21 protein-coding genes are annotated in these 14,988 nt (G+C 39.9%); 16 read left to right on the top strand and 5 right to left on the bottom strand.

The window, feature by feature from the left end; genetic code table 11:
- Positions 1-48: 48 nt before the first annotated feature.
- The 13 genes from J2Z20_RS07035 to J2Z20_RS06975 all read left to right on the top strand — a co-directional run bounded on the left by J2Z20_RS07035 (position 49) and on the right by J2Z20_RS06975 (position 8,633).
- On the top strand, positions 49-405 hold the full coding sequence (locus J2Z20_RS07035) for a hypothetical protein (RefSeq protein ID WP_209847014.1): 357 nt from the start codon (positions 49-51) through the stop codon (positions 403-405).
- 33 nt (positions 406-438) lie between these two features.
- Positions 439-1,251 carry a class I SAM-dependent methyltransferase gene (locus tag J2Z20_RS07030; protein WP_209847011.1) on the top strand — a complete coding sequence of 271 codons (813 nt, stop codon included), beginning with the start codon at positions 439-441 and terminating at the stop codon, positions 1,249-1,251.
- A gap of 260 nt (positions 1,252-1,511) precedes the next feature.
- The gene (locus J2Z20_RS07025; RefSeq protein WP_245251901.1) at positions 1,512-2,243 is read left to right on the top strand and encodes a class I SAM-dependent DNA methyltransferase; all 732 of its coding nucleotides are present in this window, start codon (positions 1,512-1,514) and stop codon (positions 2,241-2,243) included.
- A 23-nt stretch (positions 2,244-2,266) separates the two neighbouring features.
- Positions 2,267-3,172, top strand: coding sequence for an alpha/beta fold hydrolase (locus J2Z20_RS07020; RefSeq protein WP_209847008.1), 906 nt, complete (start codon positions 2,267-2,269; stop codon positions 3,170-3,172).
- 59 nt (positions 3,173-3,231) lie between these two features.
- A complete protein-coding gene (locus tag J2Z20_RS17940) occupies positions 3,232-3,369 on the top strand; it encodes a hypothetical protein (RefSeq protein ID WP_245251899.1) in 138 nt (45 codons plus the stop codon).
- 27 nt (positions 3,370-3,396) lie between these two features.
- Entirely contained in the window at positions 3,397-3,891 is a 495-nt protein-coding gene (locus tag J2Z20_RS07010) for a GNAT family N-acetyltransferase (protein ID WP_209847005.1), read from the top strand.
- Positions 3,878-4,444, top strand: coding sequence for a histidine phosphatase family protein (locus J2Z20_RS07005; protein WP_209847002.1), 567 nt, complete (start codon positions 3,878-3,880; stop codon positions 4,442-4,444). Before J2Z20_RS07010 ends, J2Z20_RS07005 begins: the two co-directional genes overlap by 14 nt.
- 95 nt (positions 4,445-4,539) lie before the next feature.
- Positions 4,540-4,944 carry a DUF2500 domain-containing protein gene (locus tag J2Z20_RS07000; RefSeq protein ID WP_209846999.1) on the top strand — a complete coding sequence of 135 codons (405 nt, stop codon included), beginning with the start codon at positions 4,540-4,542 and terminating at the stop codon, positions 4,942-4,944.
- Between the two features lie 73 nt (positions 4,945-5,017).
- On the top strand, positions 5,018-5,485 hold the full coding sequence (locus J2Z20_RS06995; protein ID WP_342454274.1) for a GNAT family N-acetyltransferase: 468 nt from the start codon (positions 5,018-5,020) through the stop codon (positions 5,483-5,485).
- Between the two features lie 97 nt (positions 5,486-5,582).
- The gene (cysK, locus tag J2Z20_RS06990) at positions 5,583-6,518 is read left to right on the top strand and encodes a cysteine synthase A (protein ID WP_209846996.1); all 936 of its coding nucleotides are present in this window, start codon (positions 5,583-5,585) and stop codon (positions 6,516-6,518) included.
- Between the two features lie 85 nt (positions 6,519-6,603).
- On the top strand, positions 6,604-7,578 hold the full coding sequence (locus J2Z20_RS06985) for a quinone oxidoreductase family protein (RefSeq protein ID WP_209846992.1): 975 nt from the start codon (positions 6,604-6,606) through the stop codon (positions 7,576-7,578).
- Positions 7,579-7,620: 42 nt separating this feature from the next.
- Positions 7,621-8,160 (top strand): DUF4269 domain-containing protein, encoded by a 540-nt coding sequence (locus J2Z20_RS06980; protein ID WP_245251897.1) that lies wholly within the window; start codon positions 7,621-7,623, stop codon positions 8,158-8,160.
- A complete protein-coding gene (locus J2Z20_RS06975) occupies positions 8,160-8,633 on the top strand; it encodes a DUF4871 domain-containing protein (RefSeq protein WP_209846986.1) in 474 nt (157 codons plus the stop codon). The genes J2Z20_RS06980 and J2Z20_RS06975 overlap by 1 nt, the downstream gene beginning before the upstream one ends.
- 166 nt (positions 8,634-8,799) lie before the next feature.
- Here J2Z20_RS06975 and J2Z20_RS06970 read toward each other — a convergent pair whose 3' ends face one another.
- Together J2Z20_RS06970 and J2Z20_RS18235 are read right to left on the bottom strand one after the other, a co-directional pair.
- Positions 8,800-9,783, bottom strand: coding sequence for an iron-hydroxamate ABC transporter substrate-binding protein (locus J2Z20_RS06970; protein ID WP_209846983.1), 984 nt, complete (start codon positions 9,781-9,783; stop codon positions 8,800-8,802).
- A gap of 303 nt (positions 9,784-10,086) precedes the next feature.
- On the bottom strand, positions 10,087-10,320 hold the full coding sequence (locus J2Z20_RS18235) for a YheC/YheD family protein (RefSeq protein ID WP_342454273.1): 234 nt from the start codon (positions 10,318-10,320) through the stop codon (positions 10,087-10,089).
- On the opposite strand from J2Z20_RS18235, the gene J2Z20_RS06965 reads away from it, so the two are divergent.
- Complete coding sequence (locus J2Z20_RS06965) at positions 10,300-10,806, top strand: IS3 family transposase (RefSeq protein ID WP_209846979.1); 507 nt, start codon at positions 10,300-10,302, stop codon at positions 10,804-10,806. The genes J2Z20_RS18235 and J2Z20_RS06965 overlap by 21 nt on opposite strands.
- 95 nt (positions 10,807-10,901) lie before the next feature.
- Here J2Z20_RS06965 and J2Z20_RS06960 read toward each other — a convergent pair whose 3' ends face one another.
- From J2Z20_RS06960 to J2Z20_RS06950, 3 genes are read right to left on the bottom strand one after another with little or no spacing between them, the layout of a single operon-like run.
- A complete protein-coding gene (locus J2Z20_RS06960) occupies positions 10,902-11,570 on the bottom strand; it encodes a TetR/AcrR family transcriptional regulator (RefSeq protein WP_209846977.1) in 669 nt (222 codons plus the stop codon).
- Positions 11,571-11,598: 28 nt separating this feature from the next.
- A complete protein-coding gene (locus J2Z20_RS06955) occupies positions 11,599-12,627 on the bottom strand; it encodes an ABC transporter permease (RefSeq protein ID WP_209846975.1) in 1,029 nt (342 codons plus the stop codon).
- Positions 12,624-13,352, bottom strand: coding sequence for an ABC transporter ATP-binding protein (locus J2Z20_RS06950; protein WP_209846973.1), 729 nt, complete (start codon positions 13,350-13,352; stop codon positions 12,624-12,626). Before J2Z20_RS06950 ends, J2Z20_RS06955 begins: the two co-directional genes overlap by 4 nt.
- 158 nt (positions 13,353-13,510) lie before the next feature.
- On the opposite strand from J2Z20_RS06950, the gene J2Z20_RS06945 reads away from it, so the two are divergent.
- Positions 13,511-14,056: a DJ-1/PfpI family protein gene (locus J2Z20_RS06945; RefSeq protein WP_209846970.1), complete on the top strand. Its 546-nt coding sequence runs from the start codon at positions 13,511-13,513 to the stop codon at positions 14,054-14,056.
- A gap of 27 nt (positions 14,057-14,083) precedes the next feature.
- Positions 14,084-14,866, top strand: coding sequence for a class I SAM-dependent methyltransferase (locus tag J2Z20_RS06940; RefSeq protein ID WP_209846968.1), 783 nt, complete (start codon positions 14,084-14,086; stop codon positions 14,864-14,866).
- The last annotated feature ends 122 nt before the right edge of the window (positions 14,867-14,988 follow it).

The following is a 14,988-nucleotide window of genomic DNA, read 5'->3' as shown; positions in this document are numbered from 1 at the left end:
GGCTGGGTCGTTGTATATTTTAAAAGAGTTGTAAAGGATTGTGGTCGTATGGGCATGAAATCTATTGTCGTTGTTTTAGGCTTGATCGTGGCTTGTACCATCGCCATTGTAATTTTCGTAAATTTTACATCTTCTAGAAATATTGACAAAACAAGCTCAAACGCGACATGCAATATCCCGCAAACGTTAACGTGGGTAAATAAAGAATATGTACTAGAATCAAAAAATACAGATTTAGAACCAGGAATGAAATTCGGTTATTTAGAATGCAAAAATGGTCAGCTCGTCGTTGGCGATGATACATACAATGCTATAACCGTGTATAGTGTTGGCAATCCCAGTATTAATAAGGGAATTATTTTAATAGGAACTTGGGGTAGAGTTTTATATTTGCCGAAAGAATAACTGATAAGGTGAGCTGAAGGTGAGGTTCTGTATGTGGAGAAGGTTATAGAATACTACAATACGTTTGATGAATGGGGACGTCTTGATCGTGAGCCTATCGAATTTCTTGTAAATTGCCACTATATTAAAAGCAATCTTCCTGCTAAAGCTCAAATATTAGATAACGGAGCCGGCCCAGGAAAGTACGCCATTGAATTAGCTAAATTAGGTCATCATGTAACATTAACCGATTTGACGCCAAGACTCGTAGAAATAGCCAAGGAAAAAGCAATAGAACAACATCTAGAGAGGCAGTTTGACGGATTTTATTACTTGGATGCGAGGGATTTGAGCAAGTTTACAGACGAGCAGTTCGATGCTTCCTTGATGCTTGGGCCAATGTATCATCTGCAATCTGAAGAAGATCGTATACAGGCAGTTAAAGAATTAGGGAGGGTTACTAAGAAAGGCGGACTTGTCTTTGTCGCTTTCATGTCAAGAATACGGCATTTAACGACATCTCTAATGTTCCCGGAGCATTGGAAACCAAATCATACTATTGAAGGAATATCCGACTTTCTAGAATCAGGAATATTCAATCATAGTGATGATGGAAGATTCACTGGGGCATATTATTTCGACATTGAACACATTAAAACGTTTATGGAGTCGCATGGATTTGAAAGCGTTAAGCTTATTGGCTCAGAAAGTATCGCAGGTGCCATGAACCGAGAACAATGGGATTATTGGCGGCACAGGGGAGATGAGGAATTTCAAAGAGTGATGCAGATCATTATAGATGCTGCGGGAAGTCCTTATATATTAGGAACGTCATCTCACCTATTGTATATCGGAAGAAAACTTTAACAGCAGTTCTGAAAGGAAACTTAAATGGCGGATCCAATCATTATCGTTTTGTAAGGAGTACGCTGAGACGAAATATAAATGGTTGGAATTATACAGCGATGATCGTGAACATTATGTGCTAGAGAAGGAACCCATAATATGGGAAATCATGAGAAAGGCAAGTAAATGGAGTCAGCAGACAGGCTGGAAACCAGGAAAAACAGATTTATAACTGGTTCTAAATCTTTTCTTATATTCTCCCTTTAAAGAGGTGCGTTACGATGGATCGAGGATCCCAGTTTTACGATCAGGAACATGTCTTTAATAATTACATGGAAAGAAGAAAATGGAACGAGAATGCAAATGATACGATCGAAAAACCGATATTTATGGACCTCGTTGCTGATGTAACAGATTATCATATTTTGGATTTAGGATGTGGAACTGCATCATTTGGTAATGAATTATTAGATTCTGGTGCTCGCTCATATACCGGAATTGAAGGCTCTAGAAATATGGTTGAGTTATCGAAGGAAGTGATGAACCGTTCCAATGGCACAGTTATACATACGACTATGGAGGAATGGGAATATCCTAATGCTTGTTATAACATGGTCATTTCAAGGCTGGCCATCCATTACATCAATGATATTGGAGTTCTTTTTGAACAAGTGTATAGATCACTATTACCTGGGGGATCATTTATTTTCTCAGTAGAGCATCCAGTTCTGACATCTTCTTATGGGAATACCAAGACTGAAGGATGGAAACAAGATTGGGTTGTCGATCATTATTTCCACAATGGAGCGCGTAAGCAAGAATGGCTTGGGGGTACCGTCACGAAATACCATAGGACGATCGAAGATTATTTTACGGCTATGCAGCAGAGTAGGTTCATCATTGAAAGTTTGAAAGAGTCGAGACCGCGAGAAGAACATTTTCATAATGAGGAAACTTATAAACGGAGAATGAGAATTCCTCTGTTTTTATTTATGAAAGGTAAAAAGCTCTAGAGAACTTGAGAGGAATGATTTCCATGAGTGGATTCATATCGATACAAGATCACAAAATTTATTATGAAATAGTTGGAGAAGAGAATTTACCGGTTTATTTGTATTTGCATGGTGGTCCTGGGACAGGATCCTATGATTTTATGCTGCTTCAAGCCAAACGGTTGTCACCGTTTATGAGAATTATTGCAATCGATCAAAGTGGTGTACTTAGGTCTGACATAATAAATGACGAAGACCATTTTACATTTCAGCAATTAATTGACGATTGTGAGTTTATACGTGAGTATTTTGAGTTGAAAGAATGGGGGTTAATCGCTCATTCATTTGGCGGATATTTAGCAGCGCATTATCAATTGCAACATCCAGACAAGATTACACAGATTATTTTTGAGTGTCCAACATTTGATTTGGGAAGTTCCTCACGTTCACTTTTACTAGGTGCAGCTAACGAATATAAGAGGCTTGGCAAATATAGAGATGCTGATGAATGCTTAAGAGCAGCGGAAATTAAAGATTCGGCCGCATTATGGAGTGTATTTACGGACTTAACGAATAATTTGGGAGAGCATCGAGACAACTTATACGTTCACGGTGAGAATAAGCAATTTTTTAATGAAATCGTAAGGAATTCAGGAATACCAAATGAACAATGGGGAAGATCGGGTACTCACCAAAGAAAGCTATTCCAGGAAGGTAAAGTTTTTGAATCTGTTCTTGAACGTCTAGAGTCTATCCAATGTCCGATGTTCTTAATAAAAGGAAAATATGACTGGGTTGCGAGTGAAGACCAAATTTCAGTATTTTCGAATGGCCAAATGAATAGGAAAGTATCAATATTAAATCATAGCGGACATTTTCCAAGATTTGAAGAACCTGACTTGTACGCTGATGTTATCCGTGAATTTGTATGTCCTGCAGAACAGAATTAATATTACGAATAAATAAAATCACTAATTATTGAGAAAAGGGCAGGAGAGTAAAGTGGACCATGGATAATCCAGCTAGTGGGCTTGAAGGCCGAGATCGACCACATAATGAGGATTACGGTGGGAACATATATGGAATGGATCAATTTATTGGTGAAACAGAATATTGGAATAAAGGTATTGGAACAGACCTTATTTAATCACTCGTAACAATGGGGAGACCTGGCATGGATATATCCATTAGAAACGCGGTTTATGAAGATTTTGCGGCAGTTTTAGATTTGGTGAAGCAAATTCAGGAAATGCATGCCAATGCTAGGCCTGACATATATAAACATACAGATACGCCGATTGAAATAACTGCTTTTAAAGAGATGCTAAAAAGTGAAGATCATCTCATTTTTGTTGCGGAAAATGCTCACACTGGTAAGATTTGTGCTTATGCAATCCTAAGAATTGTATCGATCTTTAACAGTCCCATCCTGCAAGAAAGAAAAATGTTATTTATGAATGAAATTGCCGTTGATAAAGCTGTTCGAAGACAAGGAATTGGAAAGAGGCTTTTTCAATACATTATAGATATTGGAAAAGAATTGAAGGCAGACAGCATAGATTTGTCAGTAGCCAATTTTAATATAGAAGCGACAACGTTCTACACACAATTAGGTATGAACATCAGAAGTACAAGAATGGAGTATATTGTGAGGGATGACGAAAAATAAGAACTTTATTTACTTTATAAGACATGCTGAATCGCTTTATGTCGAAGGAGCCGAACGGTCTAGAGGATTAACGGATAATGGGAAGCTAGATGCCATAGTCGTTAAAGAACTGTTAATTAATGAAGGTATTGACTTGTTCTATTCAAGTCCTTACTCAAGAACAATTAACACAATAATGGTTCTAGCGAATGAACTGTCCAAGGAAATCATAATCGAAGAGGATTTGAGAGAAAGAGAAATAGGAGATTTCTCCAAATGTCATTTTAAAGAAGCAAAAAGAAAAGTGTACGAAGATTTTCGATTTTCATTTACTAACGGAGAATCTAGTGAACAGGCTCAGAGACGAGCAGTTAAAGTTGTAGAAAAAATACTAGAGGAGCACGATGATAAGCGAATAGTTATAGGTACTCACGGTGATATTATGTCATTGATGTTGAACTATTTTGATAAAAATTATGGGTTCAGTTTCTGGGAATCAACCTCTATGCCAGATATTTATCAATTGTATTTTGAAGGATTAGAGTTAAAGCGAGTTATCAGATTATGGAAATAATCTAAAGTTACTGTAACCCAATGGTGATTTGATTCGTTGATATACATATAGCCGAATGTTCTCGTGAACGCCAGAAAGGGATGAGATGAAATTTAATGAATAATTTTGATGCACCTAATGGTTTTTTGGATTTTTTAAGCGAAATCCCATTGTTTTTCAAGATATTCGGAGGACTCGTTTTCACTTTAGTCGTTGGTGGATTTTTATTTGTTATTATTAGAGGATTGAAAATATGGTTATCAAACAATGCTTCCGAAATAATCACTCAAAAATGTAAAGTTGTTGATAAAAGGACAGAAGTTTGGGGAGGATCTGGCGATTCTAGCGCCAATACAAATTACTATATTACTTTTGAGTTTGAGGATCACACGCGAAAGGAACTATATGTGAGTGCAAAGCATTTTGGTCTTATTGTAATTGGAGATCAAGGGGAACTTACATATCAAGGAACAAGATTTAAGGAATTCAGTAGATTAGCGGACTCTTTACGATTAAAGTAGTTCTCAATGAAGCAGATCATCGTAATGAGTGGCGGAAGGAACTTCTATCACAATGAAGGTGGATCTATAAACGATGATGAACATGACTAATCAATTTGAAGTGAGACAAGCAACGATAGATGATTTAGATGGGCTGGCTGAAATTTTTAATGATTACCGAGTATTTTATGGACAGACGCCTAATTTGGAACAAGCCCGATTGTTCCTTTTTGAACGGTTTGAACACCTGGAATCGATTGTGTTCATTGCGAAGGATCAGAATACGGATCGAATTGTTGGATTTACTCAGCTATATCCAGTCTTTTCGTCCATATCGATGCGAAGATCACTCATTCTAAATGATTTGTATGTAAACGAACAATATAGAAAACAAGGCATTGCAAGTATGTTGTTAGATGAGGCTCAGAGCTATGCGAAATCAATAAAAGCAAAAGGGTTAGAATTATCGACAGCCATCACTAATGAACAGGCCCAACGGCTTTATGAACGTTACGGGTACGTAAAGGATGAGGAGTTTTATCATTATTATCTAAACATTTAAAAGCATTTAACAGCAATATTGTATTTTATTTCCATGGGTGTTAGAGTATAATTGCCGACTGATCGAATCGGAATTCATTTATAGTGGGGGCAAATATATGACTAACATTGCAAAAAACCTTACAGAACTCATTGGTAACACACCCTTATTGGAACTATCCAACTTTAGTGAGAAAAACAATGTACATGCAAAAATAATTGCTAAATTAGAATACTTCAACCCTGCGGGCAGTGTCAAAGATCGAATCGGTTACGCGATGATTAAAGATGCGGAAGACAAAGGTCTTATTAATAAAGATACGGTTATTATTGAGCCGACTAGCGGTAATACGGGAGTTGGTTTGGCATTCGCAGCCGCTGCTCTTGGGTATAGACTGATCATCACTCTTCCTGAGAGCTTTAGTATTGAGCGAAGAAAATTACTTGTCGCTTTAGGAGCTGAACTCGTGCTTACACCGGCGACAGAAGGAATGTCTGGTGCAATCAAGAAAGCGGAGGAGATTGCACAGGCAACTCCAAATTCATTTATTCCGCAGCAATTTAAGAACCCTGCAAACCCTGAAATCCATAGAAAAACGACAGCTGAAGAAATTTGGCGCGACACTGACGGAGAAGTAGATATTTTCATTGCCGGTGTTGGAACTGGGGGAACCATTACGGGTGTAGGAGAAGTTTTAAAGCAGAGAAAAAGTTCTGTTCAGATCATTGCAGTTGAACCTTTTGATTCACCTGTACTTTCAGGCGGTACCAAAGGTGCTCATAAAATTCAAGGTATTGGAGCAGGTTTTGTGCCAGATAACTTTAATCGGGACATCGCCCACGAGATCGTTAAAGTGAAAAATGAAGAAGCTTTCGAAACAGCTCGGACGCTTGCCAAGAGCGAAGGGTTGCTTGTCGGAATTTCCTCAGGCGCAGCAGTATCTGCGGCAGTTCAGATCGCGAAGAGACCTGAAAATAGCGGCAAAACAATCGTCGTATTGCTTCCGGATACTGGAGAGAGATATCTATCGACGGATTTGTTTGCAGAAGAATAACCCGGATAGTTGAATGAGGCAGCTACGAAATAGCTGTCTTTATTTTTGAACAATTATGAGACTACATAATAAAGGAGATCACAATATGAGAGCTATTGTCGTAACTCGATTTGGCGGTCCTGAAGTGCTAGAACTTAGAGAAATGGAGATGCCAGTTGTAGGACCAAATCAGATATTAATAAAAGTGGCTGCTACAAGTGTTAATTTCGCTGATATTAAAGCGCGGTATGGGAATAAAGGACAAAAACAACCGCCTTTTATACCTGGTTTGGACGTATCTGGGACGATTGTTCAGGTAGGGTCTGATGTTAGGGAGTTTGAAGCTGGTCAGCGAGTGATCGCTTTTCCTTCAGACGGTTCCTATGCACAATATGTGGTTGCAGATTCGATTCTTACCTATAGATTGCCGGATCAGATTGATTTGGAAATGGCGGCAGCGATTCCGATCGTATCGTTTACATCTTATAAATTGTTAACTGACATAGGAAGGCTCATACCCGGGGAGAGTGTGCTCATTCATGCGGCTGCTGGCGGAGTTGGAACTACAGCTATACAGCTCGCGAAAATATTGGGCGCATCTCAAATAATCGGGACCGTCAGTAATGATGAAAAGGCTGAAACAGCTCTTCGAGCGGGCGCAGATCACGTCATTAACACTGCAAAAGATGATTTTGTTACACGTGTTCTCGAATTTACAGATGGACGCGGCGTAAATGTTATATTAGACTCCATCGCAGGTCAAGTCACGGAGCAGAGTCTGCAATGCTTGGCATTATACGGCAGGCTAGTCCATTTCGGAAATTCCAGTGGACAAGTCGGGAACATCCAGACTAAAGATTTACATTCAAGCTGTCGTTCTGTCCTCGGATTCAGTCTAGGAACAACTAGATTACACCATCCACAACTTCTTCGTGATACGGCTGATAAGGTGCTTGAATATATAGAAAATGGGTCATTAAACATAGTGATTGGCAATAAGTTTTCATTAGAAGATGCGAGTTCTGCACATGAGTTAGTTGAGAACAGAAGGAGTAAAGGGAAAGTTCTATTGATTCCTTAAAATAAATTCATGATGAAATCACCATTTATAGGTTTGGAATACTTGTCACGGGGAACTCAAAGGCAAAAGGATGCTTATCTTGCACTGCAAGAAATTCAAATCTTTAATCTTCTACAAGAGTATGCTCCTATTCTTGCAGGAACTGTACCGATTGATATTGACCTGCCTAAGAGCGACTTGGATATTATTTGCGAAGTATATTATTTTGAACGATTCAAGAGAGTTGTCACGGAGTATTTTGGATCGATGGAAGGCTTCAAATGCTCGGTGAAGACCGTAAATCATATTGATCGAATTGTATTGAACTTTACGTATAAAGATTGGCCGATTGAAATATTCGGTCAACCCATCAATACATTGCAGCAGAACGGCTACAAACATATGGTCATTGAAGACCGAATGTTATCGATCATTGGTGAAGAAGGTAAAGAGCAAATTCGAAGACTGAAACAATCAGGGTTAAAAACAGAGCCTGCATTTGGACAGTTATTAGGTATTATAGGTGATCCATACGAGAAACTATTAGAAATGGTTGAATGGGAGGAAACTAGATTAATAGAATTTATAAGGGGGAACATTTAATGAAAAAATATTTTTTGTTAATGGTAATTTTGCTATTTATTCTCCTTTGTAGTGGATGTGGTAAGACAGATAGACAAGATACTCAAGCTAGTCCTACTTTTAAAGCAGGATCTTTCACTTTATACGGCATTGATGGGAAAATAGGCATTTTAGCTCCAAGTGGATTTAAAGCTAATGTAGGAAATAAGTATATGTGGCACTTTTGGGGGAGTACAGAGCAATTATCTCGTTCCCCATTCAGGGTTGAAGGTATAGAGCTTTCAACAAATAAAAAATATCCTGTGTTATTATCAGATGCAGGCACTTCAAATGAAAAAGATGTATGGGAATACAATGCCAAACTTGGTGGACCGAATAATGGCGCAGATGCGCATCTGCCAACGAGCATGAAGATCAAATCGGCTGGATTATGGAGGCTCGATGCATACCTTGGCGGAGAACTATTCGGGAGCATTATTGTCGATGCGAAGTAAATTAACATTTGCAGGCTTGTTCTCTGGTTTGAACGATGAAGTGGATCAACTATGTCTCTGGTCTAACGTTATTAGCATTTGGAGTATATATCTTTTCGCGAGTCATGTAAAAGGGAACAGATCCATAGATGATCCGTTCCCTTTCTATAATTTATTTGTCTATAATTTATTTAACTAGCGCTTTTAGCACATCGTCGATCGTTTTCTCGCTGGCAATAAGACCATTGTTAGTCCAATAACCAGAATCTTCTACTTCGTATACATGACCTTGTTTCACAGCAGGAATGCCTTTCCAGATTGGGCTGTCGAGGAATTCTTTTCCTTCGCCTAGACCCGATTTTTTGACAAGGAAAATATGATCTGCATCTAGCTCTGACAGCTTCTCAAGCGTGATTGGATCCCATGTTGCTGAAGATTTGGGAAGACTTGCTACAAGCTTAGGTGCTTTTATACCCAAATCTCCGTACAATACTTTTCCACTGAAGCGATCTTCTTCGTATAAGTACAATTGTTTGTTGATGACCCAAATGATGGCCGCGGTTTGGTCGCCGATTGCTTGATGAACTTTCTGTTTAGCATCAGCTACTTTTTTGTCGTAGTCTTCCAGCGCTTTCTTGGCTACATCCGTTTTACCCGTCAAATCAGCGATTTTAAGAAGCTGAGCGCGCCAATCTTTGCTAAGTTCATCTCCTAGAACATAAGTAGGTGCAATTTTTGAATATTTATCATAAAGACCGTTCTGCACTTGTGCAGGAGAACCGACAATGATTAGATCTGGGTTGAAGCTTGCTACCGCTTCTGGAGGCAGGTCCCAGCTAATTTTAGGAACATCTTTCAGCTCGGGCTGCAGGTAATCCTGAACAGTATCTCCAATAGACCATTGTGCCGCGGGTTTGATGCCTAGAACGGTTAAATAATCTTCCAAATAGGATGCGATAATACGCTGCGGATTTGCCGGAATTGTCACATCATGGCCCATACTATCCTTAACGGTACGCTCCGCCCCTGTTGTTGTAGATGGAGCTGTCTGCGAATTGCTGTCTGCAGAGGAGCTGCTAGAATTTTCACCTTTGCCGCTGCATGCAGATAAGACTGCTGCCAACACAAAAATACTAATAAATACGATGAGACTCTTTCTTACGTTAAACATGTTTTTCCTCCCTGAACTCATTTGACATTTCATATGATAATAATTCTCATTCTCATTGTCAACAAGATTTTATTCATATTTTTAATAGGCGCGCAGGGACCCGCCATTTACGGTGCATTCAGCACCCATCACAAAGGACGACTGCTCAGAAGCAAGCAAAATCGCCGGGCTTGTCCCACAGCGCCGTTCTAGTGGGGTCTGGAGAAAACGAGAGAAGATGCCTACGGGCATGACACTTTCGGCTGAGTGCTCAATGCTCATTTTTGCCAAAGATATAATAGCTTATCATGCCCGTTCTTGATTTCAGCGTCTTTTTTGTGCAGCTAAATAAATTGCATAACGAATCAAGTTCCTTGCCACATCGATTTCATAGTAAAAAGAAGGCGGGACCCCGGGACGCCAATTCACTTCATACAGTTGAATCTGTCGATTGCTATCGAGGCCGACGTCAATCCCAAGTTCATCAAAAGATTTGCCATAGATTTTATCAAGATGCTGAGCTAAGGATAGTGCAAATTGCTCAAGATATCTTTTCATGCGAAAGCGCCGAATGAGAAATGGGTAACCGATGTAACGGAATTCAAATACGGTAGTGGTCAGAAGGCTTATTTAAGCGCCATTCTGGATCTTCATGATAACACGATTATCTCTTATATTTTAGGGCATTCCAACAACAATAGTCTTGTATTCCAAACGGTGAAATTGGCCTTGCAAGCGGCACAAGGAAGCAAGCCCATGCTTCATAGTGATCGAGGTTTTCAGTATACCTCTTTAAGGTTCAAAAAGTTGTTTGCCAGCAAAGTGAACCAGAGCATGTCCCGAGTTGGCAGGTATATTGATAATGGTCCAATGGAAGCCTTCTGGGGAACCCTTAAATGCGAGAGGTATTATTTGCATACATACAGTACTTTTGAGGAACTCAAAAAAGACATTGATGACTACATCAGTTTTTACAATAACGAGCGATTACAGGCAAAACTAAACGGCCTCAGTCCCATGGAATTCAGGATCAAGGCCGCTTAACCGATTTTTATTTTTTGTACTGTCTACTTGACGGGGTGCAGTTCACTATAGGAAGGAGGCAGTCTTTGTAATGCTATTTTGTATTATAGTATGGACTATTCGTATCGCGGTGACAGACCGTGCATAATGAAATCAATCGTTAATTCTGTTTCCAGTTCTTCGTCCCAATCGAGTTCCGGGAACAAAATAAATCGTGCCAAAAAGAAACCGATGATCGTCGATACTGACAATCGAATGACGGATAGAGGAGGGATTGAAATGATCGTGCCTTCCTTCTGATACCGCTCAACGACTTTGGTGATACGCTCTAATACTTGCTTGCCAATCGATTGTTTGAAATTTTCTCTTAGATCTGGTTGGAACGGAATTTCTTGTATTAATATCTTTAATATTTGTAAATTATTTCTTGCGAATTCCATCCGATTTTTAATGACCGCTCGTAAAAAATCCTCATACTTCGGATAAGGCGCTTCGAGCACTTTATTAAAATCTTTCAACACGAACGGAGCAATCAACTTAGAAACGGTTGGTGCGACGATGGATATTAATAGATCTTTTTTTGTCTTATAGTGGCGGAAAATCGTACCCTCAGCGACACCGGCTTTCTGGGCAATTTCACTTGTAGAAGAAGCCGCATAACCTTTTTCGGAAAAAATTTCGACTGCTGCTTTAAGAATCTTTATTTGTTTTTCCGTCATTTTCGCTTCTTCTTTGTCGTTAACATTTAGAAGCTCGGTTAACCACTGCTCCATCATTTCCGACATGGCTGCACCTCCTGTACAAGCTACTTTACTATATTTTTCTATGCTTTCGCAACGCAAACACATTAGCGATTATAATGGCGACAGAAATGCCGATCAGCACATATACGTTGAAGGCGATGTCGGACCAGCCTTTTCCTCGGATCATAACATCTCTCAGTGCATCCGCACCATAGCTGAGCGGCGCAATCTTCCCAAGCCAGCGTAGCCAGTCTGCTACGTTATCCAGGCTGAATAGACCGGAGAAGAATACTTGCGGCACGACAACAAGCGGAATGAACTGGAACATTTGAAGTTCGTTGTTAGCAAAGGAAGACAGGAATGTCCCAAGCGTCAATGCAGTCATCGAGAGTAAGAGTGTAATGAGCAGAACGTACCAGAACGAGCCGGCCATCATAATACCTAATATATGAATGGCGAACCAGGCGATTAGGCTGGCTTGGAACATGGTGAAAATGCCGTAACCGAGCACATACCCGATGACGATTTCCCAGCGGCGCAGCGGGGAAGCGAGTAATCGCTCTAATGTACCGCCAGTACGTTCTCTAAGGAAGCTTACTCCTGAAATGAGAAAAACAAAGAAGAAGGAGAAGAAGCCAATTAACACAGGACCGAAATTATCGAATGAAGCCATATTTTCTGAACCATGCAGGTAAGTGATGTTCAGTGCTGGCGCCTGACCTGCCGCAGGATTTTGCTGCTGCATTACCTTTTGCAATAGAAGGAGAATCATTTTGTTTTTAGAGGGATCGCTGCCTTCTAGTTTCACCTGCGGGGCACCATTGTCAAATCGGATAATCGCATCAATCTTCTCATCCCAAAGTGCTTGCTCGGCCGCATTAGCATCATAGACAGTAACAATTGCACCTTGATCCTTTAACTTCTGATTTAGTTCTGTTGGAACATTCACGGTACCTATCTTCGGTTCATAAGTACTGCCATTAAACACAAGCGACATCATCCATAATATAATCATCGGGGCGACGATCATAAGCGCTAGCGTTCGTTTGTCATGGAAAAACTGCTTCAATATACGTATAACTAAGGCACGGACTCTCATGCTTGAACACCTCCGAAATGCAAGAATGCTTGCTCAATCGTCTCCGATCCCGTTTCTTGCTTCAACGCCTCAGGTGTTCCGGTAGCAATGAGTTTACCGCCGCGAATCATGCCAAGTCGATGGCACTTGTCGGCTTCGTCCATAACGTGGGTCGTTACTAATATCGCTGTACCGCTTTGGCTGAGCTGTTCGAATTCTTTCCAGATCGACTGGCGTAATACGGGATCAATACCAACCGTAGGCTCATCAAGAATGAGAATTTCCGGCTCGTGAAGCAGAGCAATAGCTAAAGACAGCCTCCGTTTCATCCCGCCAGAGTAAGTCGATACTTGCTTTTTCAAAAAAGAACTAAGTCCTACAATGTCCATAACTGCTTCGATTCTTTGCCGCATTTTACTTCCGCGAAGGCCATATAGAGATGCGAAGAATTGTAAATTTTCTTGAGCGGTAAGCTCCATGTACAGAGCATCCGATTGGGCCATGTAGCCGATTTTACTGAACATACCTAGCTTTGGCATTTTTTGATCGAGCACATACACTTGACCCGAGGTTGCGGTATCAATGCCGGCAATCATTTTGACCAACGTTGTTTTCCCCGCACCTGATGGACCGAGCAACCCGAATATTTCAGACCGCTGTACACTCATCGTAATTTCTTTCAATACTTCGGTGTTTCCAAAGCGCCGCCCGACATTTTCGAGACGAACACACTGTTCCATAGCCATAGGATTCACTCCCTGATATTAATTAGTGAGTACTCACTCACTAATATACACACATTACCGTTTTCTGTAAAGTGAGTAATCACTCATTTTAAATAAATATTCGAACCATCAACTATTTATGGTACAATATGGAATAAACGTTTGGAGGAAGAATAGAAATGGGCGTAACTGGAGTCATACTATACCCTTTATTTAGTGAATATGAATTAACAGTGGCACTGTCCATATTAAAGCAGGGAGGTAAGCCCATTACAACGATAGGCATCACGTCAGATCCGATTAAAGGCGAGTCAGATTTGACTTGTGTAACGGATACGACGATTTATGATGCAGACATCTCTGCACTAGATAGCATTGTATTTCCCGGTTGTATGGATATATCAACTCTATTTGGCAATGAGGATCTGATTCATTTTATTCAGAAATGCGCGCAAAAAGAAGATTTTTTGTTCGCGGCTATATCAAGCTCCCCTTACCTATTAGCGAAGTCTGGTTTACTAGAAAATAAAAAGTATACTATAGGTATGTTACCTGAACACCGAACGGAGTTAGGGTTGTTTAATGAAGATAATTACAGCAATGATCTAGTTGTGAAGGACGGGCATATCATCACTGCTCGGGGAAGAGGGTTTATTGATTTTGGAATCCAACTAGGTAAAGCGCTGAAACTAGACTTTGACCCAAGATGGTATGTTTCTGAATAAAAGAAATAGAAGAAGCGGAGGTTCGATATGAACCCACTTTATGATCAAATTGGACTGAATTATGATATTACCCGTAAAGCTGATCCGGAAATTGCCAGAAGATTATATGAGCATTTACAAGTATTCGATGTGCGGCCTATTGTAGATATCGCATGCGGGACAGGCAATTATACGATAGCTTTACAACGACTTGGGCTTAACGTCACCGGTGTAGACATTTCACTAGAGATGCTTAAGTCAGCACAGGGTAAATCCAATTCTATCGACTGGGTTCAATCGAATGTGGAGAATCTTCCGTTTGAGAATGATTATTTTAGCGGTGCAACTTGTATTTTAGCAATTCATCATTTTAGAGACTTGAAGAGCAGTTTCGAGGAAATTTATCGAGTCATTAAACGTGGGAGTCGGTTAGTTATTTTTACGGCTACAGCTGAACAGATGAATCACTATTGGCTAAATGTATACTTTCCTAATATGATGCGAAATTCTATTCAGCAAATGCCAACCGAAGATCAGATTAAAATTTCACTGCAAGATGCAGGGTTTACACTGCTTGGATTTGAGACGTTTCTGGTCGAACCGAATCTAGAGGACTTTTTCTTATATAGCGGTAAGTTTCGTCCTGAGATGTATTTGAATGAGAAGGTGCGCAGCGGAATATCGTCATTTACTTCATTAGCTGACCCAGCCGAAATCAATACTGGATTGCACCAACTTACACAAGATCTACAAACAGGTGAAATTATGAGAAAAATAAAAGATTATCCGAGTATCAAAGGCGATTATATGTACGTTATCGTAGAGAAGTAGAGGCTCTAGTCCGCACACATAATTTTAATATTGACAAACACTAAAATATATGATATAATAAATATTTTTATTGACTTTGTTGAACGATGTTATTAATATATGCAATGCAGTATCAATAACAT

Origin of the sequence: Paenibacillus sediminis (genome assembly GCF_017873765.1) — a bacterium.
GTDB classification, from domain to species: domain Bacteria; phylum Bacillota; class Bacilli; order Paenibacillales; family Paenibacillaceae; genus Paenibacillus_AG; species Paenibacillus_AG sediminis.
This window is presented reverse-complemented; position numbering and strand designations above follow the sequence as displayed.